Genomic DNA, 25,621 nt, shown 5'->3' with positions numbered 1-25,621 from the left:
GAAGCCGGCCCAGCTGTCCTCGACCTGGTAGTCGAACTGGCTACCGGTCCTGGTCGAGGTGAACTCCACATCGTCGATGGTGTGGTAGCCCGCGTCGATCGCGCCGTACCAACCGTTGGGCTCGGCAGCGGCCGCGCCGGCCGAAAGGGCCAAGGCGGTCGAGGCCAGAATGAAAGTCTTAACGCGCATGGGTAGATGCCCTCCGCAGCCTGTGATGATGCATTTCGGGCGGAGCATGACTTCCGCCTCTGCACCTGTCATAACAGTCAAGCCTGTCAAGGTCGAGACTCGACAACCGATGGCCTGAAAGCGTGGCTGAAGAGATACAGCCGAGACGCGTGGCGAGGATTCGGCGCCACCCACTCTATCCGCACGCCCGTGCGGCCGGTCGCTGTTCCGACGCCTTCGCAAACGGGGCAGGTCTCGCCTGAAACGGTCGCGCCGACGCCTTGGCACTCTGGGCACAGGGTCGGATCAAGCGTCTGAAGTCCCGCCGGGTCCAGCGGATCGGAAGGCGTCAGGGCGCGGTCATCGATCTCATGCTCTTTCATAAGGGGCTAACGGAAGGGCGGGCGTCCGGTTTCATGATGACAGAGCCGGGCCTTGGCTTTACGGACCGGCTCACGATGGATGAAACAGAACGCCAATCCGAAGAGCGCGGCTGGGACACGGCGAGGACCCTCGCCGAGGCCCTTCCCTACATCCAGATCTATGACCGCAAGACGGTGGTCATCAAATACGGCGGCCACGCCATGGGCGAGAGCGCCGTGGCCCGGCAGTTCGCCGCCGACGTAGTCCTGCTGAAGTTGATGGGCGTCAACCCCGTCGTCGTGCACGGCGGCGGCCCCCAGATCAGCGCCATGCTGGACAGGGCGGGCGTGAAGTCAGCCTTCGTCGACGGGCTGCGGGTCACCGACGCCGACACCATGCAGTTGGCCGAAATGGTCCTGTCAGGCGCTGTGAACAAGGAAATCGCCCACTGGATCACCATGGCGGGCAAGGAAGCCGACGTGCGCGGCATCGGCCTGTCGGGCAAGGATGCCGGCCTGCTGACCGTCGAGAGGACGCGCCGCACCAAGCGCGACCCCGACAGCATGATCGAGCACGAGGTCGACCTGGGTTATGTCGGCGAGCCGACCCGGGTCGACCCCAAGCTGATCGTGCGGCTGCTGGAATCGGACGCGGACTGGGTTCCCGTCATCGCGCCCATCGGCGTGGCCGAGGACGGCCAGACCTTCAACGTCAACGCCGATACCGTCGCCGGCGCCCTGGCGGGATCGCTGAACGCCAAGCGCATGCTGCTGCTGACCGACGTGCCCGGCGTAAAGGGGGCAGACGGCCAGATCATCCGCCAGATGACCGTCGGCGAGGCGTCGAAGCTGATCGAGGACGGCGTCGCCACCGGCGGCATGATCCCCAAGCTGCAGACGGCCATGGCCGCAGTGCGCGACGGAGTCGAGGCCGTGGTCATTCTGGACGGCCGCCGTCCCCACGCCATGCTGGTCGAACTGTTCACCGAGCACGGTGCCGGCACTCTGGTGCAGGCCGGATGACGGGCGGCGCGTCCAGGCGCGATCTGTCCGACGTCACGGCCTGGGTCTTCGACATGGACGACACCCTGTATCCGCGAGAACAGGGCGTGATGGGTCTGGTCCAGGCCAGGATCAACGCCTTCATCGTCGACGCGGTGGGCCTGCCCGCCGCCGAGGCCAAGATGCTGCAGAACCAATTCCTGACCGAATACGGCACCTCTCTGGCGGGCCTGATGGCGAACTACGCGGTCGATCCCGCCCAATTCCTGCACGATGTCCATGACGTGCCGCTGGACGGGCTGGAGCCCAATCCGCGGCTCGCGGACGTGCTGGCTGGCCTGCCCGGACGGAAATACGTCCTTACCAACGGCGCCCGATACCACGCGACACGTGTGCTGACGCGGATCGGCATCGCGGACCATTTCGACGGTGTCCATGCGATCGAGGATATGGATCTGGTGCCCAAGCCAGCTCCGGCCACTTACCGGCGCTTTCTCGCCCAGCACGACATCGACCCGCGCCGGGCCGTCTTCTTCGAGGATACGCCGCGCAATCTGGAGCCGGCCAAGGCGCTGGGCATGCGCACGGTCCTGATCGGCGACGGGCACGGCCATGAGATCGGACCCTGGGTCGATCACGTCTCGCCGGAGCTTCTGGATTTCCTGACACCCTTTTCGCTGAAGGACGCCGCGTGATGGACCGGACCCATCTGGAATCCGTGATCGAGGCCGCTTGGGAAGAGCGGGCCGCCTTGTCCAGCCAGACCCACGGCGAGGTCCGCCACGCCGTCCAGCAGGCGCTGGACCTGCTCGATTCTGGCCAGGCCCGCGTCGCCTCGCGCGGCGGGGACGGCGTCTGGACCACGCATCAGTGGCTGAAGAAGGCGGTGCTGCTGTCCTTCCGGCTGAATGACAACCAGATCATGCGCGCGGGCGACCTTGGGCCGGCCAGCGCGGGTTCGTTTTCAGGGCCGCCCGGCGTCGGCCCTTGGTGGGACAAGGTTCCCGGCAAGTTCGGCGACTGGACCGCCGCCGACTATCAGGCTGCGGGCTTTCGCTCCGTGCCGGGGTCCATCGTGCGCCGGGGGGCCTTCATCGGCCGCAACGTCGTGCTGATGCCCAGCTTCGTGAACATCGGCGCCTATGTCGACGAAGGCGCGATGATCGACGGCTGGGCCACGGTCGGCTCCTGCGCCCAGATCGGCAAGAACGTCCACATCTCGGGCGGGGCCGGCATCGGCGGCGTGCTGGAGCCGCTCCAGGCCAATCCGACCATCATCGAGGACGGCTGTTTCATCGGCGCCCGGGCGGAGGTGGCCGAAGGCGTCATCGTCCGCGAGGGCGCGGTCCTGGCCATGGGCGTCTATCTGTCGGGCTCGACCAAGATCGTCGACCGGGCGACCGGTGAGGTCTTCCGCGGCGAAGTACCGGCCTATTCGGTGGTGGTACCGGGCAACCTGCCCGACCCGAACGGCGGGCCTGGCCTGTATTGCGCGGTCATCGTCAAGCGGGTGGACGCCCAGACCCGGGCCAAGACCGGGGTGAACGAGCTGCTGCGGGATTGATCAGCGGGCCGCCAGCCGTACCAGCTTGCCGTTCGGCTCGTCGGTGATGACCCAGACCGCGCCGTCAGGTCCCACGGCGACGTCTCGCACGCGTTCGCCCAGGTCGGTCAGCAGCCGCTCCTCACCGACGACGCGATTGCCCTCAAGGACCAGCCGGGCGATGTGTTTGTCCCGCAAGGCGGCGACCAGCAGATTGCCGCGCCAGCCGGGGAACATGGCCCCGTCATAGAGGGCCATGCCGCCCGGGGCGATCGACGGGTCCCAATAGTAGGTCGGCTGCTCGGTGCCCTCACCCGCAGTCAGGCCGGCATTGATCGGGGTGCCGCGGTATTCGATGCCATAGGTCACATCGGGCCAGCCGTAGTTCTTTCCGGCCTGGTCCAGGTTGATCTCGTCCCCGCCGCGCGTGCCGTGCTCGACGGTCCAGACGTCGCCGTTACCGGCGATGGCGACCCCTTGGACGTTTCGGTGGCCCAGCGACCAGATCTCCGGCAGGGCGCCGGCGCGGCCGATGAAGGGATTGTCGGACGGGACCGAGCCGTCGGCGTTGATGCGGATTGTCTTGCCCATGTGCGAGCCGAGGTCCTGGGCCTGGGGCCTCATCGGGCTGTCGGAGCGATCGCCCAGGGTGATGAACAGATGCCCGGCCGGATCAAAGGCCAAAGAAGACCCGAAATGCGCGGCACCATCATAGGTCGGCGTGGCCCGGAAAATGACCTCCGTAGCCTCTACGCGGGTGCCGTCGTCCGACAGGCGACCCCGTGCGACCGAGGTGGCGTTGCCGCCCTCTCTCGGCTCGGCGTAGCTCCAGTAAATCATCCGGTCCTGTCCGAAAGTCGGGCCGACCACGACGTCCAGCAGTCCGCCCTGACCGCGCGGGTCGACTGCCGGCAGGCCCGTGATCGGCTCCCCCACCGCGCCGTCGGCCGTAATGATCCGCAGCCGCCCTGGCCGTTCGGTGACCAGCCAGCGGCCGTCGGGCAGAAGGGCGAGACCCCAGGGCTCCTCAAGGCCGGACGCGACCACCGAATGGACCAGCGCTGTCCCGGTGCGCACGGCCGGCGCGCGAGTCTGGCCCGCGAAGGCGGGCTGCTGGTTCGCGCCGTCGGCGGGACGGGTCTCGACCGGATCGCCGGGCCGGACCTGGTCCTGCTCGTTGGCCCCACAGGCGGTGGCGAGGGTGACGGCGGAAACGGATATCGCGAGGGCGAGCAGACGCATGGAAAACCCCTTCAATCGGACGACGAACAAAAGATGCGTTCAGCCTAGCCGTTCTGTGCCGCCGGCGTCACCCGCGTGTGACGCATCGCCCCGGAACGGCAGCAGGAGAAGGCGGCTTGAATCCGCCATCTCCCGCCTATATAGGCACGCCTCTTCCGGCGGACAGACCAGTTCCCGCCGGGACTCGAGCGACATGATCGTCAATTGGGGCTGGGTAGCTCAGCTGGTTAGAGCAATGGATTCATAACCCATAGGTCGGCGGTTCAAGTCCGCCTCCAGCCACCAATCCCCCTTATCGGCAGGTTCCACGGATCCGCAGTCCCATCTGGCGATCGCCGGCCGCTTTGGCCATGGCGCGGGCCTCGTCGCATTTGTACTGTTCAACCAGCACAGCGACTTGACCCGCGAGCTTGAGACGCTCGGCTCTCTGCTGGGCTTCGGCCTCCGCGACGGTCGGGTAGAGGCGGCGGCGCTGCTCTTCGTTCTCGAAGCGGGACATCTGCTGATCGGAGGTCATGCGCCCGGTAATGTCCGGTATGCGATTGATCAGCTGCCCCGCGACCTGCGCCGTCACGAGAGTCGGTAGCATCAGGAGCGGCACGGCGAGGGCGAGAGCAAGAATGGGCCGTTGCATTAATGACGGCTCCGGAAGGTGGGCCGCACTGACTGTAATACTCTTTCGACGGCACCGCACGGCGGCAGGCAACCACCCGGAGGGGGGCGCGTTTGCGGTGCAGGTTCAATCATTGAAGGGGCATGCCATGCGCACCCATATCGCCGTCGCAGCCCTCGCCGCGCTTACGCTGGGTGCCGCCGCCTGCACCCAGGCCGAGCAAGACGAAGCGGGAGCAAATGCCGAGGTCGCCGGCGAGCGCGCCGGTGACGTCGCGGCCGAGGCCGGGGAGGTGATCGAAGCCGGCGCCATGAAGACGGCCCAAGCCGTCGAAGAGGGTGCCGGGAAACTGGCCGACGAATTGGAAGAGAACCAGGCCGAAGCCGCCGCCCAAGGCCGCGACGGCGCGGTCGATCCCGCTACCGACAAGCGGCAATAGGTCAGGCTTCGTCCAGCAGGGCGTCGATCAGCGCCCTCGCCTCCACGCTGGCCCAGTCGGCTTCGCCGGCGAAATAGGCGCGAATGCGGCCCTGGCGGTCGATCAGCACCGTCTGGGGCATCTTGCCCTTGCCCGGCAGTTCGAACGGCAGCTGAAATTTGGGGTCGGTGTAGAGCGGCAGGGGTTCGTGTACATCGATGAAGCTGCGCGCGTCGGCAATGGCGTTTGCGTCATTGTCGACGTTGACCGGCAGGACGACCAGATCCTTTCCAGCGTAGCTCTCCGCCAAGGTCGCCAGGGTCGGCATTTCGGTCCGACAGGGGGCGCACCACATGGCCCAGACGTTCAGAACGACGACCTTGCCCCGAAAATCGGCCAGCCGGGCGTCGGCTCCGTCCCGTGTCTTGAAGACATATTCGGGCGCCGGCTCAAGCACGGCCGGCGTCTCAAGCGCGGCGATGGACCCCTTGGCGAACCGGGCCAGTTCGCTCTTCTCGGCCACGGCCGGCGTTGCGGCTTTGTCGATCAGCCCGGGTTTGGCGTATAGCAGCGCCGCGCCGCCGATCACGCCGATCAACAGCACCCCGGCAACCGCGCCAAAAATGGCCTCCGAGACCTTCATGTCCGACCCAATGCTACCCAACGCCGAAACCAAAGCCGACGCGACCGCCAAAGGTCAAGACATGTGGGGTGGACGATTCTCGTCGCGACCCGCCGACATCATGCAGGCGATCAACGTCTCCATCGGTGTGGACCGCCGCCTTTGGGCCCAGGACCTGGCCGGATCGCGCGCCCATTGCCGCATGCTGGCGGCGCAGGGGATAGTGACGCAGGCGGACGCCGACGCCATCCTCGGCGGGCTGGACGCCATCGACGGCGAGATCCGCGACGGGACCTTTCCCTTCCGCGACGCCTTCGAGGACATTCACATGAATGTCGAGGCGCGGCTGGCCGAGCTGATCGGCGAACCGTCGGGACGGCTGCACACCGCCCGCAGCCGCAACGACCAGGTGGCGACAGACTTTCGCCTGTGGACGCGTGACGCCTGCGACGCCGCCGTCGCGCAGTTGAAGGGGCTTCAGTCAGCTTTGCTGGTCCGCGCCGAACAGCATGCCGGAGACCTGATGCCGGGCTTCACCCATCTGCAGACGGCCCAGCCGGTGACCCTGGGCCACCATCTGATGGCCTATGTCGAGATGTTCGGCCGCGACGCCTCGCGCTTCACCGACGCCCGCGCCCGGATGAACGAGAGTCCGCTGGGCGCCGCCGCCCTGGCCGGGTCGCCCTTCCCCATCGACCGCCACATGACGGCGAAGGCCTTGGGCTTCGACCGGCCCATGGCCAATTCGCTGGACGCCGTCTCGGACCGCGACTTCGCGCTGGAGAGCCTCGCGGCCGCGTCGATCTGCGCCGGCCATCTGTCGCGTCTGGCCGAGGAGATCGTGGTCTGGATGACGCCGATGTTCGGTTTCGCCAGCCTGCCCGACGACCTGACCACCGGCTCTTCGATCATGCCACAGAAGCGCAACCCCGACGCCGCCGAACTTGTGCGGGCCAAGACCGGCCGCATCATGGGCTCACTGGTCGCCCTGTCGACGGTGATGAAAGGCCTGCCGCTGGCCTATTCCAAGGACATGCAGGAGGACAAGCCGCCGGTGTTCGAGGCCTTCGACGCCCTGACCCTGGCGCTGGGTGCCATGACGGCGATGGTAGCGGCCTTGCAGCCGAACCTCACGCGGATGCGGCAGTCGGCGGGCGGCAGCTTCTCGACGGCGACCGATCTGGCCGACTGGCTGGTCCGCGAGCTGAATCTGCCGTTCCGTCAAGCGCACCACGTCACGGGCGCAGCGGTAAAACGCGCCGAAGCGCTCGGCGTCGGCCTTTCCGAAATGCCGCTTGAAGAATTGCAGGCGCTGCACCCCGGCGTCACGGAAGGGGTGTATAAGGTGCTGTCGCCCGAGGCTTCATGTGCCAGTCGCCAGAGCTACGGGGGGACGGCCCCGGATCAGGTCCGGGCCAGAATCGCCGAATGGAAGACGCGTCTCGCGTGAAAGGGATTGGGATGAACAAGCTGGTTCTGACGGGCGTCTTCGCCCTGTTCGCGGTCGCCACCTCGGGCTGCGGCCGCATGGCCGATCTGGACGCGCCGCCGGCGAAGAAGACGGAACGCAGCATGCGCGGCTCGACAGGCCCCAGCCTGCCCGAGCCGGCGACCATCTATCGCCCGCCCAGCGCCCAGCCCATCGACGGCGGTCCGAACACCAGCGCCTACAGCGGCTCGGGCGCCAACCCGGGCCCGCGCTGACTTGCACCATTTCGTCGAGATCGACGGCGCGCTCCACGCCGAGGACGTGCCGTTGACGGCTCTGGCCGAAGCGGTGGGCACGCCGACCTACGTCTATTCCACCGCCACCCTGACCCGTCACTACGGCCTGCTGCGCGACGCCGTGGACGCGAATCGGGATGCCTTGGGGGACGCCCTGATTGCCTTCGCGGTGAAGGCCAACGCCAACCTGTCGGTGTTAGCCACTCTGGCGCGGCTGGGCTGCGGGGCCGACACGGTGTCGGAGGGCGAAATCCGGCGGGCGCTGGCGGCGGGCGTTCCGGCTGACCGGATCATCTTCTCGGGCGTCGGCAAGACCGACGCGGAACTGACCTTCGCCGTCAATGCCGGGGTGCGTCAGATCAACGTCGAGAGCAGCGCGGAGCTTGACCGGCTGGTTGCAGTGGCGGCGGGTCTCGGCGCGACGCCGGAGATCGCCGTCCGGGTCAATCCCAAGATCGGCGCCGGCGGCCACGCCCGGATCACGACCGGCGGCGAGGGCGACAAGTTCGGCGTCCCGGTCGAGGAGGCGATGGCCCTCTACGCCCGCGCCTCAGCCTCGCCGCATGTGACGCCCGTGGGTCTGGCCTGTCACATCGGCAGCCAGATCACCACGCTGGAGCCGCTGGAGGCGGCCTTCCGAACCCTGCGCCAGATGACGGAACGCCTGCGGGCCGAGGGGCATGCGGTGACCCGGCTCGACCTCGGCGGCGGCCTGGGGGTGCCCTATCACAGTCGGACGGACCTACCGTCGATTGAGGCTTACGTCGCCATGGCATCGCGGGTGCTGGACGGGCTAAAGGTTGAGGCGGCGTTCGAGCCCGGCCGCCTGCTGGCAGCCAACGCCGGGGTGCTGCTGAGCCGGGTCATCCAGGTCAACGAGCGCGGCGACGGGCGACGCTTCCTGGTGCTGGACGCGGGCATGAACGACCTGATGCGCCCGGCCCTGTACGACGCCTTCCACGATCTGGTCCCGGTGCGTCCGCGCGAGGGCGAGCCCCGCCTGTACGACCTCGTCGGTCCGATCTGCGAATCCACCGACATCTTCGCCCGCGACCGGATGCTGCCGCCCATGCAGGCCAGCGACCTCGTCACCTTCATGGGGGCGGGGGCTTATGGTGCGGTGCTGGCCAGCGAATACAACTCCCGCCCGCTGGTCGCCGAGGTGCTGGTCGACGGCGACCGCTGGGCGGTGGTCCGGGCGCGGCCGACGTATGATGAGATGTGGGCACGGGAGCCAAGGGCGGACTGGCTCCATCCCGGTTCAGGAGCTGAAATATGATCCCCGACAGTGCTTGGTGGGCTCCGCTGATCGCAGCCGTCTTGGGCATCGTGGGTGCTTATCTTGCAGCGCGCCACGGAGTCATAGTTGGAGCTAGGCTTACCCGCGAAGCCCACGCTCAGGCAGTAACCGAAACGACTCTTATCCAAGCCCGACACGCGCTGATCTTGGAGCTTTCAAGCTTGGAGATGAACGCGAGTGATTTTGATCGAAGGGCGGAGGCCATACCCTTGCTCTATGGGCGTAATACCGAGGCTATCCGGCGCTACGCTCTTTATTGGACCGAGGGGCGAACTATGGCGCTAGGAAGCAGCGGCGTTCGCCGCGCGCTGGTGGATTCAATGTTGGTAGACTTGATTCCTGATGCCGTGAGGCCTCACAATTTCGCAGAGATTTCCGCCGCTTACAAAGCCGCAGCGCCCAATAACCCTGTCGATGCCTTTTACGACGCCATGTATCCCAGCATGCGCAAAGGTCGCGACCGGTCCGGAATCTGAACGGTTCAATCCAGCGCGCAGATGTCCGGCAGGCCGCGCAATGTTCCCGCGTGATCCAGTCCGTAGCCGACCAGGAAGCGGTTCGGGGCGTCCCAGCCGACGAAGTCGGGCTCAGGCACGCGGGGCAGGGGCCAAGGCTTTTTGGCGAAGACGACCGTAAGGACTTCGGACGCTCCGGCTTCCGTCGCGATCCGCACAGCCTCGGCCAGCGACAGGCCGGTGTCGAACACGTCGTCGATGATCAGCACGCGGCGACCGGCGATGGGCCTCTGGAAACCGGCGTAGACGTCGATCCGACCCCGGCTTTCCTTCTCGTCGCCGTAAGAAGCCAGCCACAGGGCGTCGAAGCGGACGTTGCGCCCGAGGCGCGACAGGGCGCGGGTCAGGTCGGCGGCGAACCACAGGCCGCCGGTCAGCAGGACCGCCGCGACCGTGTCGTCGTCGATGACCGGAGCGATGCGCGCGGCAAGGTCGGCGACGATGCGCTGGACCTCGGCTTCCGGCAGCAGGACGGTGGGCGTCTGGGGATTGTCAGCCATGCGAGGCGGATACCGCCTCGGAGCCGTGCGAGTCGATAGGGTGGCCGGTCGTCACCGGCACCGCGTCGATCGGCTGCATGTCCAGCGGCCCGGACGGGCCGGGCTCCAGGGCGGGACGCAGTCCGCTGGCCTCTTCGGCGGTCATGGCGTGGCCCGTCGGTGCGGGTGCGACGGGAGTTGGACCGCGCGCCGTGTCGGCGTGAGGGGCGGCCTTTGCGGGTGCACGGGGCGGGACCACCACATCCAGCACGAAGTTGACGCCGATGAGCTGTCCCCTCGCGCCCGGGTCCGGGATGACGGCCGCGAAGGCCTGGACCCTGCCAGGCAGGACCGGGGCGGCGTCGATGCGGACCACGGCGTGGCCGATCTCGACCCCATCGGCGTCCAGCAGGGCGACGCGCACCGGCGGAGCGATGCGTTCGTTCTCGCGGACGTTCCGGAGGTTGCCGGAGATCAGCACCTTGCCGGGATCGTCCGGCGCGGCGCGGGCGGTGACGGATTCGAACTCAAGCCCCGTTGGATTGACCGTCAGCCCCACGGCCGCATAGGCAGCGGCGGCGCGGGGGACCATTTCGACCACCTCGACGCGATACAGCCAGGCCGCCCCGATCAAGGCCGCGAAGCCCGAGGCGATGCTGGCCCATACCGCCCCGTGCGTCGCCGCGCGCCGCAGGCGGCGCTGCTGCTCAGCACGGGCGCGGAAGGCGCGGGGCAGCTCGGGGGCGGGCATCTCCGCCAGTGATTCGGAAACCGGCTCGTCGCGCTTGCCAAAGCTCGTCGCCTCGACGGCGGGAGGCGAAGCCGACAGTTCCAGCGGCTCGTCCAGCGACGCGCGCCAGGTGTGCCGGCAGGCTTTGCAGCGCACGGCGCGCCCGCTTGCTCCGATCGCCTCGTCGGGTGTGAAATAGCTGGTGGCACAGGACGGGCAGGTCAGTATCATGGCGGCTGACTGCGAGGCTCTTCGCCCCCTCCCGTCGCGGCCCCGGCCGCGTCCTGACCCAAAATAGATGTCCGTTCAGCCCCGTCGCACCACCGAATCCGCCTCCACGACCGACACCGTACGCCTGTCTGGCGTGGGGTTTGGCTATGCGGACGCGCCCGGCGTGCTTCGGGACGTTAACCTCACTTTGCCAGTCGGCTCTTTCCACTTCCTTACCGGCCCGTCCGGCGCGGGAAAATCGACCCTGCTGAAACTGCTGACCCTGGCCGAGCGGCCGACGGCCGGACGCCTCGAACTGTTCGGCCTGGACGCCGGGTTCGCGCGCCGGTCCAGCCTGCCGGGCTTTCGCCGCCGGATGGGCGTCGTGTTTCAGGACTTCCGCCTGCTGGACCACCTGTCGGCCTTCGACAACGTCGCCCTGCCGCTGCGCCTCTCGGGCGTCCGTCGCGAGGCCTATGCCGACGACGTGCGAGAGATGCTGGACTGGGTCGGACTGGGCGAGCGGATCAATGCCCGGCCGCCGTCGCTGTCGGGCGGGGAGAAGCAGCGGCTGGCCATCGCCCGCGCCGTGGTCTCCGGCCCCGACCTGATTCTGGCCGACGAACCGACCGGCAGCGTGGACGACGCCATGGGAGAGCGGCTGCTGAAACTGTTCCAGGCCATGAACCGGCTAGGCACCACGGTGTTGATCGCCAGTCACGATGAGGCTCTGGCCGAACGATCCGGGGCCAAGGTGTTGCGGCTGGAGCGCGGTCGCGTCCGGGGAGGCGAGGCATGATCGGCCGCTGGAAGGATCGCCCGACACCCATCCTGCCGCGCGACGCGGGCGGAGAGCCATGGCTGGCGGCGGTGATCGCCGTGCTGTGCTTCCTCGCCTGCCTGTCGGCGGTCGGCGCGCTGGCGGCGGACCGCGCCGCCCACGGCTGGGCGCGACAGCTACGCACCGAGGCCACGGTCCAGGTCCGACCCCGCGTCGGCGAGACCGGAGCCGAGGCCGCCGCCCGCGCCGCCGAGACGCTGGCGGGCGTCACGGGCGTCGAGGAAGCTCTTGCCATGGATCGCGAGACGGCCGAGGCCCTGCTGCGGCCCTGGGTCGGCGACGCCGTCCTGCCCGATCTGCCCCTGCCCTTCCTAGTCACCGTCCGGCTGGACGCCGACGCCCCGGCCAGCGCGGTCAGCCTCAGCCGTGCGCTGGCGCAGGCGGGCGTGGACGGCTCGGTCGACGACCACAGCCTGTGGCGGGGCGAGGTCGAGCGATCGGCTGGGCTGATCACCGCCCTGGCCGTCGCCGCCTTCCTGCTGACGGCTGGCGCGGCGGGCGCGGCCGTGGCCTATGCGACCCAAGCCGGCATGGCGGCGCAGAGGACCGTGATCGAGACCCTCAGCCTCAATGGCGCGAGCGACGGCCGCATCGCCGGCCTCTACCAGATGCGCTACGGCCTGCTGGCCGCCGGAGCCGGGGCAGCGGGCGCGCTAGCGGCCATGGCTCTGGTCGCAGGCCTGCGATTACTGGGTGGTGCGGACGGCGTGACGCCGGCCCTGCCGGTCGGCTGGACCGACGTCCTGATCCTCTCGCCATGTCCGCTGCTGGCCGCTACGGTGGCGCTTGTCGCCGCGCGCATGACCGCGCTGGCGCGATTGAAGGGGCGCAGCTAGGCTGAGCGCGTGAAGTTTTTGACCTTCATAGGCGTCATCACCCTGATCTGGGCGATCGGCCTGTTCGCCTTCGCGGACCGTGTGCGGGGCTTCACGCCCGCGCCGGAGCCCGCGCGCGCCGACGCCATCGTCGCTTTGACCGGACCTTCGGCCGAACGCGTCAACGCCGCCATCCGCCTGCTGGAGCAGGACAAGGGCCAGCGGTTGCTGATCTCGGGCGTCAATCGCGAGGTCCGCCGTCAGGAGCTGCGCGCCCTTACGCCCGGCTCCAACCGTCTGTTCAACTGCTGCGTCGATCTGGGCTTCGAGGCCGAAGACACCATTGGCAACGCCCAGGAGATCGCCGCCTGGGCCGACGCCAAGGGCTATGACAGCCTGATCGTGGTGACTTCGGACTACCACATGGCCCGCGCCCTGACCGAGATCCGCGCCGCGGCACCCGCCGTCGAACTGACGCCCCATGCGGTCGAGACGCCGTCGCTCGACAATTCCCGCTGGTGGAGAGCTGCCGTCACGGCGCGACGCATGACGCTGGAATACATGAAATATCTCGCCGCCCTCGGCCGCGCCGGCGTCGCCAAGGCCAGAGGTCCGGGCAACGCCGCTCCGGCCGAAGACCTCGACCTCCCGGTCGAAAAGGCGGCCTGACGTGACCACCTTCCGGTCACTGGCCTTCGTGGCCTGGCTCTATCTGTCCTTGGCCCTGTTCGCCGGTGGCCTGTCGCCGGCCCTGCTGATGCCCTACCCCCAGGCCATGTGGGTGATCCGCAACTGGTCGCGCTTCGTGCTGTTTGGCTTGCGCTGGATCGCCGGGGTCAAGGTCGAGTTCCGGGGCATGGAGCACATGCCCGTCGGGGCCGCCCTGATCGCGGGCAAGCACCTGAGCATGCTGGACGTCATCGCCCCCTTCGCCGTCCTGCCGGACAATTGTTTCATCATGAAGAAGGAGCTGGCGCCCCTGCCCTTCTTCGGTTGGTTCGCCGTAAAGACGAAGATGATCGCCGTAGACCGTTCGGCCCACGCCAAGGCGCTGAAGGACATGGTCAAACAGGCGCGCCTGCGCTTCGCCGAGGGCCGCCAGATGCTGATCTTCCCCGAAGGCACCCGCGCCAAGGTCGGTGCCCCGCCCGACTACAAACCCGGCATCGCTGCCCTCTACCGCGACCTTGACGCCGACTGCACGCTGATGGGCACCAACTCCGGCGTCCACTGGCCCGCGCACGGTTTCCGGCGCTATCCCGGGACGGTGGTCTACGAGTTCCTGCCGGCCATCCCGGCGGGGCTGAAACGGGCGGAGTTCATGGAAGTGCTGGAGGCGCGGCTGGAGGGGGCGTCGGGTGCGTTGCTGCGAGCGCCGCCGGTTCCCCTTTCCGCTCTTCCCGGCGAAGGCCGGGACCCAGTGCTTTCGTGACGCACCCCGCGATGGATTGATGTTCGCGCTCTTCGGGATCGACCGGATCGTCCAAAGAACTGGATCCCGGCCTTCGCCGGGATGAGCGGACTTAACTGAGCCTGTCCCACGCCAGCGCATGCACCCGGTGCTTACCCAGCGCCGCCGCCATCGGCGGCTCGGCGAACAGTCCCGCGATGGCCGGGTCGCGGACGTCCAGTCCGCCGGTGAAGGCGCCGAACGCCGGTAGAACCCCGCGCCGGCCGTCCGTCACGAAACACGGGCGTCGCACGCCGCGCCCATGGGCCACCACACGCGCCGCCGGGTGCAGATGTCCGGCGATCTCGCCCGGCCGGGCGCCCGGCCGGGGGTCGTGGATCAGGCGCAGAGACCCGAGGTCCATCGTCTCGACGACTTCGCCGCTAAGGTCGTCGAGCGCGCCCGAGAGGGCGGCAACGTCGTGGTTACCCTCCAGCCAGATCCAGTCGCGGCCGGTGGCCAGCCGGTCCAGCCGGGCGCGATCGTCGTTCGCCATCCGCTCGATGGATTTCGCGTCATGGAAGCTGTCGCCGAGCAGAACCACTGCCGCTGGCGACAGGGCGTCGATCTCGGCCTCGAGCCGGTCCAGCGTGGCGCGGCTGTCATAGGGCGGCAGCATCTGGCCGCGCGCGGCGAAGGCGGAGCCCTTCTCGAGGTGCAGGTCCGCCGCGATCAGGGTCCGATGATTGATCACCCACAGAGCCCCGGAGCAGCGTAGCACGCAGGGCTCACCCTCGATCAGGACGCGCAGGCCGCCGCAGGGATGGCGTGCGGGCGACAGGGTCTGCCTCAGGACCGCGTTCATCGGGCCGCCCCCGCGAGGTCGGGCGGCGCTTCGTCCATGACCTCGGCGATCAATTCGGCCTCGTCGAAACCATAGGCGCTGGCGTCGAGGATCATTTCGGCCGCCTGACCGCCGCCCACGCGTTCGCGGCCGATCTGGACGAGAACTGGCACGCAGAATGGCGACGGACGTTCCAGCCGCACATGCTGGATCTGGCCCTGCACGCGCTCAAGGAGCTGGCCCAGCCGTGCGACGTCGAGCAAGCCCGCCGCCGCATCGGCGCGGGCGGTCTTCAGCAGCAGGTGGTCGGGTTGGTGGCGGCGCAGCACGTCGTAGATCAGGTCGGTGGAAAAGGTCACCTGCCGGCCCGACTTCTCGGACCCCGGCTGGCGTCGCTCGATCAAGCCCGAGATCAGGGCGCAATTGCGGAAGCTGCGCTTCATCATGAAGCTCTCCTCCAGCCAGCTCTCCAGATCGTCGCCCAGCATGTCGGGCTCGAACAGGGCGTCCAGATTCAGATTGTCCATCGGCTTGATTGACCAGATGGCCAGCGAATAATCGGTGCAGACGAAGCCCAGCGGCCCGACGCCCAGCCGATCCAGCCGCCGGGTCAGCAACATGCACAGCGTCGAATGCGCCAGTGATCCGTCGAACGGATAGGCGACGAGGAAATGCCGGCTACCGCGCGGAAAGGTCTCCGCCAGAAGCGTGTCGCCCTGCGGGACCGCCGACCGCGTCTCCTGCAACTCCAGCCATTCCTGCACGTCGGGCGGCAGCACGCGCCAGTGGTCGCGATCCTGGATCATCGCCCGCACCCGGTCGGCCAGCGAGGTCGACATCGGAAATTTCGAACCGCCCCATGAGGGAATCTTCGGGTCCCGATCCTGCGCATGGGTGACCAGGGCGTCCGAGCCGTTGATGCCCTGAAAGGCCCAGACCTGACCGCCGAAAACGAAGGTGTCGCCCGGCGTCATCTGTTCGAAATAGCTCTCCTCGGCCTCGCCCACCTTGCGGCCGCCGATCAGTTGTTTAACCGCCCCACCGCGCCGCGAAACGACGCGCACGTTCAGCGTCGCCGCAGCCACGATGGTCCCGACATTCATCCGGTGCCGCTGGGCCGTCTGGGCGTTTCGGATGGTCCATTTGCCGTCGCGGGTACGGACGATCCGCGCGAACCGCTCGTAAGTCCGGAGCGCATAGCCGCCGGTCGCGACCAGATCGACCACCTCCTCGAACTGTTCGTACGTGAGGCTCCGATAGGGCCCGCAGCCCGTGATCTCCGTATACAGATCATCCATGGCGAAGGGCGCGGAACAGGCGCAGCCCATGACGTGCTGGGCCAGGGTGTCCAGCGTCCCCGTATGCACCGGCTCCCAGTCAAAGGTGTTCTCGGCCACGGCCTCGCGCGCGGCTTGGCATTCCAGCATCTCGAACCGGCTGGCCGGCACCATAAGGGCGCGGGACGGCTCGTCCAGCCGGTGATTGGCCCGGCCGATACGCTGTACCAGCCGCGACGCGCCCTTGGGCGCGGCCAGTTGGATAACCAGATCGACGTCGCCCCAATCGATGCCCAGGTCCAGTGTCGAGGTGCAGACCACGGCCCGCAGGTCGCCCCGCGCCATCGCCGCCTCGACCTTGCGCCGCTGCTCGGCCGCCAGCGACCCGTGATGCAGGCCGATGGGCAGGTTGTCGTCATTGATGGCCCACAGCGACTGGAACACGAACTCCGCCTGCCAGCGGGTGTTGACGAAGATCAGGGTCATGCCCGCGCCCTTGATCGCCTCATAGACTTCGGGGATGGCGTGCTGGCCGGTGTGGCCCGCCCAAGGCACCTTTCCCTCTGAAACGAGCACGTCGACGACTGGGGGCGCGCCCGGGTCTCCGCAGACGATGGTGATCGGCGACTCTACCGACGGCCTTAGCCAGTCCGCTATCATCTCGGGATCGTCGACCGTCGCCGACAGGGCCACCCGCCGCATGCCCGGCGCGAACTGTTGCAACCGGCCGAGACAGAGCGACAGTAGATCTCCCCGCTTGCCGCTCCAGATCGCATGGACCTCGTCCAGCACCACGCATTTCAGATCGACGAAATACGACCGCGCGCCGTCCCAGGCGCAGAACAGCGCCAGCTGTTCCGGCGTGGTCAGCAGGATGTCAGGCGGGAACTCGCGCTGCCGCTGCTTCTTGGCTTGTTTGGTGTCGCCGGTGCGGCTCTCGACATGGATGTTCAGCCCGATCTCGCGGATCGGCGTCATCAGATTGCGCTCGACGTCCGTGGTCAGGGCCTTCAGCGGCGACAGATAAAGAGTGTGGATCCCGCTGCCCGGCCCGAACGCCGGTCTCGGCCCGCGCTCGGCCAGTTCCACCAGCGAAGGCAGGAAGCCCGCCAGCGTCTTGCCGCCCCCGGTCGGCGCCACCAGCAGGGCGTGCGACCCGGCCTCTGCCGCCGCGATCATCTCCAGTTGGTGACGGCGAGGCACCCAGCCGCGCCGCGCGAACCAGTCGGCGAAGAGGGGAGAAAGGGTCGTCACAAACGCCATGGAGACAGCACGCGGCAACCGGTGTGCTCGAAGTGGCGGATATTGCTTGTGACTACGGTTAGTCCGTGGACATGGGCCGTGGCAGCGATCAACTCATCGGTCATCTCCGACGCTCGACCAGCCGCGCGCTGGGCCTCCGCCAATGACGCCCAGCGTTCCGTCACATCCAGATCGACCGGCAGGATGCGATCACCGAAACGAAGGATCAGTTCTGCCAGCCAGAAATCGAGGTCGTCCCTACGTCGGCTGGGCCCAAGCCGCACGATGCCGCGCCGCAACTCACCGACGGTAATGACGCTGAGATGCAGGTCCGACAGCAATTGGTCGTTCAGCCAGGCCGCCACACCGGCATCGGGGCGCGCGCGTTTGGGTTCGCTGATCGCATTGGTGTCGAGCAGGAACATCAGAAGGGGTCGATTTCTCGGGCCGGACGCTTGTCACGTTCCAGATCGACGCCCTCGACCGATGGACCGTTGAGCAGCCAATCCTTGAAATCCCGCGACGCGCGAGGGTCCTTCAAGCGTCTGAAATCCTCCGCAGAAATGACGACCGCTGCGGCTTCTCCATGAAGAGAAATTTCCTGTGGGCCCTCGGTTCTCGAACGCCGGATAACCTCGGAGAGATTGTCTTTGGCTTTGGCTACGCTCCAACTCATGACGCTCTCCAAATTTATAGCTATTAGTAATGGCTATACTCCGGGCGAGCCACAGCGTCAACCAAATGTTCCCGTTCCGTTTCACGCCCCGAACGTCTATCTTGAACCCGTGTCCATCGACTCCCTTAACTCCCCCTCCGCCCTGACCGGGGCCGAGCCATGGCTGGCCCTGCCGCCAGCGCTGGCCATTCCACCGGGCGCGGGAGCGATCTGTGACGCCGACGGTCCGCGCCGGATCGGACGCGGTGCGGCCGAGGGGGCCTTCACGACGGCTCCCGTCATGGTCGCCCACGCCAGCCTGACCGCGCGGCGCCTCGGCATCGCCTCGCCGCCGCGATCGGCCGAGCTGCTGGATGTGCTGGAGCTGTTCGCCTTCGTCCGACCGGCCCGCTTCTGCGCCCCCTCGCCCAGCGGTCTGGCCCTCGCCATGGGGATGAGCGAGCCCCGGGGGGCCGAGGCCCAGGCGCAGGCGCTGATGGATGCCGCCTCCGGCCTGCTCAAGGAACTGGCGGACCCCGCCTATCCGAACCGCGAGGACGCATTCACAGTCGCGGAAACACTGGGCCGGGCCGGCTGGTCGTGGGCCTGGCGGGTGTCGGGGGCCTTGCAGCATATTCCGATCCGCGAGCGCCAGCATCGCGGCAGTGGTCTGGACGCCTGGTCGCGCCTGCCCGAATGGGAGGAAGAGGCCCCGCGAGGCGAAGCGGGGTCGGCCCCGGTCGACAGCGAGAGCGCCCGCATCCGGCTGGAGAAGCTGCTTCAGGCTTCGGGCCTCGACGAGACCCGCCCGACCCAGTCCGACTATGCCGCCGAGGCCGCCTTCGCCTTCTCGCCGCGCAACGAGGAGGGGCGACCACGCGTGCTGTTGGCGGAAGCAGGCACGGGCACCGGCAAGACCCTCGGCTACCTCGCCCCCGCCAGCCTGTGGGCCGAACGCAATCAGGGTGCCGTCTGGGTCTCGACCTATACCCGCGCCCTGCAACGCCAGATCGATCGCGAGAGCGCCGCCCTGTGGCCGGATCCGGTCGAGCGCAGGAAGAAGACCGTGGTCCGCAAGGGGCGCGAAAACTATCTGTGCCTGCTCAATCTGCAGGACATGACGCAGGCGGCCCAGCTCGGGAACGGCGACCTGATCGGCATGGCCTTGGCCAGCCGCTGGGCCATGCACAGCCGCGACGGCGACATGACCGGCGGCGACTATCCCGGCTGGCTGCCTGGTCTGTTCGCCGTCGGTTCGGGTCAGGCTGCGAGTGCCGCCAATCTGGTCGATCGGCGCGGCGAATGCGTCCACGCCGCATGCCCCCACTACCGCACCTGCTTCGTCGAAAAGACCATCCGCGCCAGTCGGCGTGCTGACCTCGTCGTCGCCAACCACGCCCTGGTCATGACCCAGGCCGCCTTCGACGGGGCCCGCTCAGCCCGCGGGTTGAAACAGGACGGCGAGACGGCAGCGCTAAAGCGGATCGTCTTCGACGAGGGCCACCATCTGTTCGACGCCGCCGACAGCGCCTTCTCAGCCTGTCTCTCAGGCCAGGAGGCCGCCGAGCTGCGCCGCTGGCTGCGCGGGCCCGAAGGTCGAGGCCGGCGCGGGCGCGGTCTCGAACAGCGGCTCGGCGACCTGTGCGCCGACAATGAGTCGGCGACGAAAGCGCTTCAGGACGCCGTGCGCGCCGCCGCCCAGCTGCCCGGCGAAGGCGTGTCCGGCCGCATCGCCCCGGCCTCGGGGGAGGTCAATCCGGTCGGGCCGATCGAGCGGTTCCTGCTGGCCGCGCTGGAACAGCTCCGTGCACGGACCAGCGAGAACGCGTCGGGCGGCGGCGCAGAATTCGGCATGGAATGTTCGCTGCGCCCCGTCACCGAGCCGGTGCTGGAGGCCGCGCGCGAAGCCGCCAAAGCCCTGGCCGCCGTCGAGGCGCCGCTGCTGGCCCTGTCGCGGCATCTGGAGGACATCCTCGACGACGAGGCGTCGGAACTCGACGGTGCGTCGCGCGCCCGCATCGAGGGGGCCTTGCGCGGGCTGGATCGTCGCGCCCGCATGACGCTGCCCGGCTGGCGGTCGATGCTGGCGGCGCTGGAGGTGTCGTCCGACGAGCCTGACCCGGACTTCCTCGACTGGCTTTCAGCCGAAGCCGCGTTCGGCCGCATCATGGACGTGGCCCTGCGCCGCCACTGGATCGATCCGACCGTGCCGCTGGAGGCCGCCGTCATCATGCCCGCCCATGGCGTGCTGGTGACCAGCGCGACGTTATCTGATCCGAACTCGGACGATCCCTTCGACATGGCCCGGCTGCGGACCGGCTCGGCCCGGTTGATCGAGCCGGCGCGGACGCTGAAGGTCGACAGTCCGTTCGACTATGCCGCCCACAGCCGGGTCATCGTCGTCAACGACCTGATCAAGGATGACACGCGTCAGACGGCGGCGGCCATGCGTGAACTGTTCCTCGCGGCTGGCGGCGGTGGGCTGGGCCTGTTCACTGCCATCCGAAGGCTCAAGGCGGTCTATGAACGGCTGGGTCCCGATCTGGCGAAGAGCGGCATCCCCCTCTACGCCCAGCACATCGATCCGCTCGAGGTCGGAGCCTTGGTCGATGTTTTCCGCGCCGAGCAGGACAGTTGCCTGTTGGGCACCGATGCCGTCAGGGATGGCGTCGACGTCCCGGGCCGGTCCCTGCGCATCCTCGCCTTCGACCGGGTTCCGTGGCCAAGGCCCGATCTGCTGCACAAGGCGCGACGCCTGCGCTTCGGCGGTGAGGGCGCGGGCGGTCGCAATTTCGACGACGCCCTGGCCCGTGCCAAAATGGCCCAGGCCTTCGGCCGGCTGATCCGCCGCGCCGACGACAAGGGCGTCTTCGTCATGCTGGACGCCGCCGCCCCGACCCGCCTGTTCGCCAGCCTGCCGCCGGGGACCGAGGTGCAGCGGATGGGCCTGGCCGAAGCCGTCGAACAGGTTGGCGCGTTCCTGAAGCGGGACTAGACGAAGCGCATGACCCAGACCGACGCTCCCGTCCGCCATAGCCGTCGCGGCATCATCATCCCCTTCGCCATTGTCGCCGTGCTGCTGGCGATCTGGACCGTGTGGTGGTTCGTCCTGGCCCGTCAGGTTGAGACCCGGCTGGAGGCGCAGGCGCAGGCCATGCGCGACGGCGGCTGGACCGTGACGCATGAGGGCGCGAGCACCACGGGCTGGCCCTTCCGGACGCGGGTGGCGCTGAACGACGCCGTCATCGCCGCGCCGTCAGGCCACGGCGTCGCCGCGCCGGCCCTTATCGCCCAGGCCAACGCCTGGAACCCCGACCGCTGGGTCGTCATCGCGCCGGACGGCCTGACCCTGGCGCGGCCCGACAAGGGCGAGGTCGCCATAGGTGGCCGTTTGCGCCTCAGCGCCAGCCGTCTGCGCGCGCGCTTCCCCGACCTGCGGCTTCAACTGATCGCGCCGACGTTCGCCGCCCGACCTGGGGCCGAGGCCTTCCCGATCGCCTCGGCCGAACTGATCGAACTCTACGCCCGGCCCCACCTGACCGACGGGGCGGCGGCCACCGACCAGATGGACGTGCTGTTTCGCCTGATGGACGCGCGCGGCCGCCCGGGCGGTCCCGTCGAGGGGGCCAGCGGTCAGGGGCGTCTGACCGCAGAGGTCGAGGCCACCCTCGACCGTGCCAGCCGACTGAGCGGGGCGGACACGGCCGGAATGCTGTCCAACTGGAGCGAGGCGGGTGGGCGGTTCGTCGCCGTGAAGGGCCAATTGTCGGCGGGTGAGAGCCGGGCGCGGATCGCCAGCGACGCCCTGTCAGCCCGCGCCGACGGGCGTCTCGAGGGCCAGATCGCCCTGACGGCCGAGCGGCCGATGCAGGCCATCGCGGGCCTGGCCCAGTCGCGTTCTGGGGCGGTCAACCGGATGGGCGCGGCCGGAGCCGCAGCCGCAGCGGCGGCGGGCGCTCAGGGCGAACGGCCGGTGGACCTGACCATCGTCTTCCGCGACGGACGGACCTGGCTGGGGCCCTTCGCCCTCTCGCCCGCACCGAAGCTGTTCTGATGCTGGTCGCGCCCGAGGACGATCCGCGCCGGCTCGCGCTCGACAAGGCGGTGGCCGACGCCGTGCGCGCGCGGCTGGCCGCCGGCACCCGCCCCTCGCCCGACGCGGATGCGCTGGGCCTGCGAGAGGCCCTGACCGGTCTGGCACCGGCCGAAGCCGTGGTCGTGCGCGCGGTGCTGGGGCGGATCGACGCGGTGACGGGCGAGCCCCTCGTCCTTTGGGGGTCTGCCAGCCAGACGCTCGCGGCCGACCGGTTCGGCCTCGGCGGGCGCGCCGTCGCCGACCCGGAACAAGCCTTGGCCGCCGTCCGCGACGGGGCGCGCGCCCTGATCGATCTGGCCCCCGGCAAGGCCTGGTGGAGCCGGTTGCTGGCCGAGCCCGCGCTGCGCGTGACGGCAGCCCTGCCCGACGACCGCCGTGCCCTGCCCCGCGCCCTGATGGTCGAGCGGCGCGATCCCGGTCCGACCGGCGACGATCGCACCTTCTGGGCCACCGACAGCGGCCTCCCGGACGCCCGCGTCGTCGCGGCGCTGGGGGCCGCCGGTCTGGCCGCAAGCCCGCTGATCGCAGCGGGCGGCTTGAAGCTGTTCATCCTGGCGGGCTATGTGCAGCCCATGGACGGGCGGCTTTCATCGGTGCCCGGAACCCTGTCCGGCGTCCTTGGTGCCGCCCCGATCTTCTGAGAACCCGCATGACAGACGCCCCCTCCCCCAAGCCCGGCATCCTCGACATCGCCCCCTATGTCGGCGGCAAGTCGAAGATCGACGGCGTCGCCGAGCCGATGAAGCTGTCCTCCAACGAGAACATGCTGGGCGCGGGCGAGAAGGCGCGCGAGGCCTATGCGGCGGCCGTGTCCCACATTCACAGCTATCCCGACGGCCGGGCGACCAAGCTGCGTCAGGTGGTGGCCGATCACCACCGGCTGGAGCCGGAGCGGCTGATCTTCGGCAACGGTTCGGACGAGGTCTTCGCCTTGCTGAACCAGGCCTATCTGACGCCGGGCGACAACATCGTCACCGGCCAGTACGGCTTCCTCGCCTATCGCATCAGCGCCCTGGGCTGTCAGGCCGAGGTCAAGCTGGCACCGGAGCCCGGCTTCAAGGCCGAGGTCGACGCCCTGCTGGAACAGGTCGATGACCGCACCAGGATCGTCTACGTGTCCAGCCCGTCGAACCCGACCGGCAGCTACAACACCGGCGAGGAAATCCACCGCCTGCACGAAGCGCTGCCGCCGCAGGTTCTGCTGGTCGTCGACGAGGCCTATGCCGAGTATGTCACCGAGCCCGACTGGGAGACCAGCTTCCCCCTCGCCCGCGACAGCGCCAACATCATCGTCACCCGCACCTTCTCCAAGATCCACGGCCTGGGTGGCCTGCGGATCGGCTTCGGCTATGCCCCGTTGAAGGTGGCCGAGGCGATCGACCGCATTCGCCTGCCCTTCAACGTCTCGGTCCCGGGCATCGAGGCCGCCGTCGCCGCCTTGGGCGACGAGGCGCACCAGAAGGCGTCGCGCGACCTGATCCAGACCTGGCGCCCCCGCCTGACCCAGGCCCTCCGCGGCTTCGGCTTCGACGTCCTGCCCAGCGCGGGGAATTTCGTGCTGGTGAAGCTCGTCGACGCCGCCCAGGCGACTGCGGCCAACGACTATCTGAACTCGAAAGGCATCATCGTCCGCCCGGTCGGCGGCTACGGCCTGCCCGCCTGTCTGCGCATCACAGTCGGCACCGAGGATCAGAACCGCGCGGTGATCGACGCGATGAGCGAGTTCGCGGCGCGCTGAAACAGCGTTCTCTACACGTTCGCTTCGCGAACAGGGAGAAGACAGCAACTACTGCCGCCTGAACAACCGGCTCGCCACCCAGCCCGTGAACGCCGCGAGCAGCACGCACAGCACGCCGTAGGTCCACGGTCGACGGTGGGCGAATTCGAAGATGTCGCGCTCGATGCCGACCTTTTCGACGGTCAGGGTCAGGTTCGAGACCGACACCGGCTCGCCCTCCTGAAACAGCCAGACCTCGGCGAAATACTCGCCGGTCGGGGCCACGGCCGGCAGTTCGATCTTCGCCCGGAACAGGCCGCGATCCACGAACTCCACGCCATCCGGATCGGTGTCGTACAGCGCCGCCGCCTCGCGCAGCCGGATCACCGCGCGGCGCCAGTCCAGATAGTCCTCGCCCAGCCGGCTGACGACCACGTCGCGCACGCCGTAGCGGGTGACGGTGCGGCTCTCATCCGGCGCGTTGATGCGCAGGTGGTCCACGCCAACGCCAAGCCGCCGCAGCTGACCGAAGTCGGCGATGTCGGACAAGGGCCGGGTCGAGGCCGTCATGTAGAAGCCGGGCGCGCCCTCGAACACGACGGGGCGGCTGTTCAGCCAGACCCCGGCGTTGCGGGTTTTCTTGACCAGGCGGACCGGGCCGTCGGGACCGCGCATGACCACCACCACGTCGGCGGGCCGGTCGGTCGGATTGAACACCGCGCCGTAAAGCAGGATGGAGGCGCCCCGAAAGCTGGAGTCGACCATGACCCGCGCGTCGGTCATGGCGGCGGCGACGCGGGTCTCGCCCTGGGTGGCGATGGACCGTTCGGGTGGCGCAGCCTCTACGGCGGGCGGCGGGGGGGGCAGGACCTGGATCATCGGTGCCCCGTCACTGCGTCACGCCGGGGGCGAAGGAGAACAGGTCGGAGGGCCGCACGAACAGCTCCAGCCCCATCTGCATGCCGACCAGAAGGACGATCAGGCCGAGCACCGCCCGCAGCTCCTCGGCCCGGAACCGGCCGGAATAGCGAGCCCCATACTGGGCCCCGACCACCCCGCCCAGCAGAAGGATCGTCGACAGGACGACGTCCACCGTCTGGTTGCGACCCGCCTGAAGCACGGTGGTCATGGCGGTGGTGACGATGATCTGCAGCAGGCTGGTGCCCACCACCACGCTGGCCTTCATGCGCAGGACGTACAGCATGGCGGGGACCAGGATGAAGCCACCGCCCACGCCCATGATGGCCGACAACACCCCGACGAACGCGCCGAGGGCGAAGGGTGGAATGGCGCTGATGTAGAGGCCCGAGCGGGGGAAGCGCATCTTCAGCGGCAGGCCGTACAGCCACAGCGGTCGACGCCGATCCCGGTGCGGCAGGACCTCGCCCCGCACTCGCCGCAGGATTTGGCCGAGGCTCTCGTAGAGCATCATCATGCCGATGGCTCCGAGGAACAGCAGGTAGGACACGGACACAGCGAGATCGGCTTGGCCCAGCAGGCGCAGATAGCGGAACAGCTCGACGCCCATCAGCGCGCCGACGACGCCGCCGCCGGCCATGACGCCGCCGATGCGCCAGTCGACGGCCTTCTGGCTGGCGTAGCTGATGACCCCCGAGGTCGAGGAGGCGACGACGTGGCTGGCCTGGCTGGCCACGGCCACGGACGGCGGAATGCCCATGAAGATCAGGATTGGGGCCATCAGGAAGCCGCCGCCGATCCCGAAGAGACCAGACACGAATCCGGCCGTCGCGCCCAGCAGGACCAGGAACGGCCAGTTCACCGAAACCTCGGCGATCGGCAGATAGATATCCAAAG

General features: G+C 68.6%; 27 protein-coding genes, 1 tRNA gene and 1 pseudogene. 17 read left to right on the top strand and 12 right to left on the bottom strand.

Annotated features, from left to right (window positions below; genetic code table 11):
* Window positions 1-189, bottom strand: a pseudogene (locus ACESMO_RS08195) (cell envelope biogenesis protein OmpA); the annotation flags it as partial.
* A 437-nt stretch (window positions 190-626) separates the two neighbouring features.
* Here ACESMO_RS08195 and argB point away from each other — a divergent pair.
* From argB to dapD, 3 genes are read left to right on the top strand one after another with little or no spacing between them, the layout of a single operon-like run.
* A complete protein-coding gene (argB, locus tag ACESMO_RS08190; protein ID WP_372707668.1) occupies window positions 627-1,553 on the top strand; it encodes an acetylglutamate kinase in 927 nt (308 codons plus the stop codon).
* Window positions 1,550-2,227, top strand: coding sequence for a pyrimidine 5'-nucleotidase (locus ACESMO_RS08185; protein WP_372707667.1), 678 nt, complete (start codon window positions 1,550-1,552; stop codon window positions 2,225-2,227). Before argB ends, ACESMO_RS08185 begins: the two co-directional genes overlap by 4 nt.
* Window positions 2,224-3,096: a 2,3,4,5-tetrahydropyridine-2,6-dicarboxylate N-succinyltransferase gene (gene dapD, locus ACESMO_RS08180; protein WP_372707666.1), complete on the top strand. Its 873-nt coding sequence runs from the start codon at window positions 2,224-2,226 to the stop codon at window positions 3,094-3,096. The genes ACESMO_RS08185 and dapD overlap by 4 nt, the downstream gene beginning before the upstream one ends.
* Here the strand turns inward: dapD and ACESMO_RS08175 are convergent, their stop codons facing one another.
* Window positions 3,097-4,317, bottom strand: coding sequence for a PQQ-dependent sugar dehydrogenase (locus ACESMO_RS08175; protein WP_372707665.1), 1,221 nt, complete (start codon window positions 4,315-4,317; stop codon window positions 3,097-3,099). It abuts the gene before it with no gap.
* A gap of 208 nt (window positions 4,318-4,525) precedes the next feature.
* Between ACESMO_RS08175 and ACESMO_RS08170 the strand changes: the two genes are divergently transcribed.
* Window positions 4,526-4,602 (top strand) — tRNA-Met (locus ACESMO_RS08170).
* A gap of 7 nt (window positions 4,603-4,609) precedes the next feature.
* Here ACESMO_RS08170 and ACESMO_RS08165 read toward each other — a convergent pair.
* Window positions 4,610-4,951 carry a hypothetical protein gene (locus tag ACESMO_RS08165; RefSeq protein ID WP_372707664.1) on the bottom strand — a complete coding sequence of 114 codons (342 nt, stop codon included), beginning with the start codon at window positions 4,949-4,951 and terminating at the stop codon, window positions 4,610-4,612.
* 127 nt (window positions 4,952-5,078) lie between these two features.
* Between ACESMO_RS08165 and ACESMO_RS08160 the strand changes: the two genes are divergently transcribed.
* On the top strand, window positions 5,079-5,369 hold the full coding sequence (locus tag ACESMO_RS08160) for a hypothetical protein (RefSeq protein ID WP_372707663.1): 291 nt from the start codon (window positions 5,079-5,081) through the stop codon (window positions 5,367-5,369).
* Window position 5,370: 1 nt separating this feature from the next.
* On the opposite strand, the gene ACESMO_RS08155 is transcribed toward ACESMO_RS08160, so the two are convergent.
* Window positions 5,371-5,991, bottom strand: a complete 621-nt coding sequence (locus ACESMO_RS08155) for a TlpA family protein disulfide reductase (protein WP_372707662.1) — start codon at window positions 5,989-5,991, stop codon at window positions 5,371-5,373.
* A 61-nt stretch (window positions 5,992-6,052) separates the two neighbouring features.
* On the opposite strand from ACESMO_RS08155, the gene argH reads away from it, so the two are divergent.
* The 4 genes from argH to ACESMO_RS08135 are packed head-to-tail and all read left to right on the top strand — an operon-like array spanning window position 6,053 to window position 9,471.
* The gene (argH, locus tag ACESMO_RS08150; protein ID WP_372707669.1) at window positions 6,053-7,420 is read left to right on the top strand and encodes an argininosuccinate lyase; all 1,368 of its coding nucleotides are present in this window, start codon (window positions 6,053-6,055) and stop codon (window positions 7,418-7,420) included.
* 11 nt (window positions 7,421-7,431) lie between these two features.
* Window positions 7,432-7,674, top strand: coding sequence for a hypothetical protein (locus tag ACESMO_RS08145; RefSeq protein ID WP_372707661.1), 243 nt, complete (start codon window positions 7,432-7,434; stop codon window positions 7,672-7,674).
* A gap of 1 nt (window position 7,675) precedes the next feature.
* Window positions 7,676-8,974 carry a diaminopimelate decarboxylase gene (gene lysA, locus ACESMO_RS08140; RefSeq protein WP_372707660.1) on the top strand — a complete coding sequence of 433 codons (1,299 nt, stop codon included), beginning with the start codon at window positions 7,676-7,678 and terminating at the stop codon, window positions 8,972-8,974.
* Window positions 8,971-9,471 carry a hypothetical protein gene (locus tag ACESMO_RS08135; RefSeq protein ID WP_372707659.1) on the top strand — a complete coding sequence of 167 codons (501 nt, stop codon included), beginning with the start codon at window positions 8,971-8,973 and terminating at the stop codon, window positions 9,469-9,471. Before lysA ends, ACESMO_RS08135 begins: the two co-directional genes overlap by 4 nt.
* A 5-nt stretch (window positions 9,472-9,476) precedes the next feature.
* On the opposite strand, the gene ACESMO_RS08130 is transcribed toward ACESMO_RS08135, so the two are convergent.
* On the bottom strand, window positions 9,477-10,010 hold the full coding sequence (locus ACESMO_RS08130) for a phosphoribosyltransferase (protein ID WP_372707658.1): 534 nt from the start codon (window positions 10,008-10,010) through the stop codon (window positions 9,477-9,479).
* Window positions 10,003-10,950: an MJ0042-type zinc finger domain-containing protein gene (locus ACESMO_RS08125; RefSeq protein WP_372707657.1), complete on the bottom strand. Its 948-nt coding sequence runs from the start codon at window positions 10,948-10,950 to the stop codon at window positions 10,003-10,005. The genes ACESMO_RS08130 and ACESMO_RS08125 overlap by 8 nt, the downstream gene beginning before the upstream one ends.
* A gap of 67 nt (window positions 10,951-11,017) precedes the next feature.
* Between ACESMO_RS08125 and ACESMO_RS08120 the strand changes: the two genes are divergently transcribed.
* The 4 genes from ACESMO_RS08120 to ACESMO_RS08105 are packed head-to-tail and all read left to right on the top strand — an operon-like array spanning window position 11,018 to window position 14,017.
* Window positions 11,018-11,728: a cell division ATP-binding protein FtsE gene (locus ACESMO_RS08120; RefSeq protein WP_372707656.1), complete on the top strand. Its 711-nt coding sequence runs from the start codon at window positions 11,018-11,020 to the stop codon at window positions 11,726-11,728.
* Window positions 11,725-12,606 (top strand): cell division protein FtsX, encoded by an 882-nt coding sequence (locus ACESMO_RS08115; protein ID WP_372707655.1) that lies wholly within the window; start codon window positions 11,725-11,727, stop codon window positions 12,604-12,606. Before ACESMO_RS08120 ends, ACESMO_RS08115 begins: the two co-directional genes overlap by 4 nt.
* A 9-nt stretch (window positions 12,607-12,615) precedes the next feature.
* Window positions 12,616-13,254, top strand: coding sequence for a YdcF family protein (locus tag ACESMO_RS08110; protein WP_372707654.1), 639 nt, complete (start codon window positions 12,616-12,618; stop codon window positions 13,252-13,254).
* A 1-nt stretch (window position 13,255) separates the two neighbouring features.
* The gene (locus tag ACESMO_RS08105; RefSeq protein WP_372707653.1) at window positions 13,256-14,017 is read left to right on the top strand and encodes a lysophospholipid acyltransferase family protein; all 762 of its coding nucleotides are present in this window, start codon (window positions 13,256-13,258) and stop codon (window positions 14,015-14,017) included.
* Window positions 14,018-14,108: 91 nt separating this feature from the next.
* On the opposite strand, the gene pdeM is transcribed toward ACESMO_RS08105, so the two are convergent.
* The 4 genes from pdeM to ACESMO_RS08085 are packed head-to-tail and all read right to left on the bottom strand — an operon-like array spanning window position 14,109 to window position 18,014.
* Entirely contained in the window at window positions 14,109-14,840 is a 732-nt protein-coding gene (pdeM, locus tag ACESMO_RS08100; RefSeq protein WP_372707652.1) for a ligase-associated DNA damage response endonuclease PdeM, read from the bottom strand.
* A complete protein-coding gene (locus tag ACESMO_RS08095; protein ID WP_372707651.1) occupies window positions 14,837-17,359 on the bottom strand; it encodes a ligase-associated DNA damage response DEXH box helicase in 2,523 nt (840 codons plus the stop codon). The genes pdeM and ACESMO_RS08095 overlap by 4 nt, the downstream gene beginning before the upstream one ends.
* On the bottom strand, window positions 17,347-17,763 hold the full coding sequence (locus tag ACESMO_RS08090; RefSeq protein WP_372707650.1) for a type II toxin-antitoxin system VapC family toxin: 417 nt from the start codon (window positions 17,761-17,763) through the stop codon (window positions 17,347-17,349). The genes ACESMO_RS08095 and ACESMO_RS08090 overlap by 13 nt, the downstream gene beginning before the upstream one ends.
* A complete protein-coding gene (locus tag ACESMO_RS08085) occupies window positions 17,763-18,014 on the bottom strand; it encodes a type II toxin-antitoxin system Phd/YefM family antitoxin (protein WP_372707649.1) in 252 nt (83 codons plus the stop codon). The genes ACESMO_RS08090 and ACESMO_RS08085 overlap by 1 nt, the downstream gene beginning before the upstream one ends.
* Between ACESMO_RS08085 and ACESMO_RS08080 the strand changes: the two genes are divergently transcribed.
* The 4 genes from ACESMO_RS08080 to hisC are packed head-to-tail and all read left to right on the top strand — an operon-like array spanning window position 18,013 to window position 23,827.
* Window positions 18,013-20,988: an ATP-dependent DNA helicase gene (locus tag ACESMO_RS08080; RefSeq protein ID WP_372707648.1), complete on the top strand. Its 2,976-nt coding sequence runs from the start codon at window positions 18,013-18,015 to the stop codon at window positions 20,986-20,988. The two genes, ACESMO_RS08085 and ACESMO_RS08080, sit on opposite strands and share 2 nt — an antisense overlap.
* 9 nt (window positions 20,989-20,997) lie before the next feature.
* Window positions 20,998-22,047 (top strand): DUF2125 domain-containing protein, encoded by a 1,050-nt coding sequence (locus ACESMO_RS08075; RefSeq protein ID WP_372707647.1) that lies wholly within the window; start codon window positions 20,998-21,000, stop codon window positions 22,045-22,047.
* Complete coding sequence (locus ACESMO_RS08070; RefSeq protein ID WP_372707646.1) at window positions 22,047-22,730, top strand: hypothetical protein; 684 nt, start codon at window positions 22,047-22,049, stop codon at window positions 22,728-22,730. Before ACESMO_RS08075 ends, ACESMO_RS08070 begins: the two co-directional genes overlap by 1 nt.
* An 8-nt stretch (window positions 22,731-22,738) precedes the next feature.
* Window positions 22,739-23,827: a histidinol-phosphate transaminase gene (gene hisC / locus ACESMO_RS08065; RefSeq protein ID WP_372707645.1), complete on the top strand. Its 1,089-nt coding sequence runs from the start codon at window positions 22,739-22,741 to the stop codon at window positions 23,825-23,827.
* Window positions 23,828-23,875: 48 nt separating this feature from the next.
* On the opposite strand, the gene ACESMO_RS08060 is transcribed toward hisC, so the two are convergent.
* Together ACESMO_RS08060 and ACESMO_RS08055 are read right to left on the bottom strand one after the other, a co-directional pair.
* Window positions 23,876-24,685 carry a TIGR02186 family protein gene (locus ACESMO_RS08060; RefSeq protein ID WP_372707644.1) on the bottom strand — a complete coding sequence of 270 codons (810 nt, stop codon included), beginning with the start codon at window positions 24,683-24,685 and terminating at the stop codon, window positions 23,876-23,878.
* A gap of 10 nt (window positions 24,686-24,695) precedes the next feature.
* On the bottom strand, window positions 24,696-25,619 hold the full coding sequence (locus ACESMO_RS08055) for a sulfite exporter TauE/SafE family protein (protein ID WP_372707643.1): 924 nt from the start codon (window positions 25,617-25,619) through the stop codon (window positions 24,696-24,698).
* Window positions 25,620-25,621: the final 2 nt, after the last annotated feature.

The organism is Brevundimonas sp., from assembly GCF_041688735.1.
In the GTDB taxonomy this organism is placed as follows: domain Bacteria; phylum Pseudomonadota; class Alphaproteobacteria; order Caulobacterales; family Caulobacteraceae; genus Brevundimonas.
Note: the sequence above shows the minus strand (reverse complement) of the source record. Positions and strands in the feature narration are given on the sequence as shown.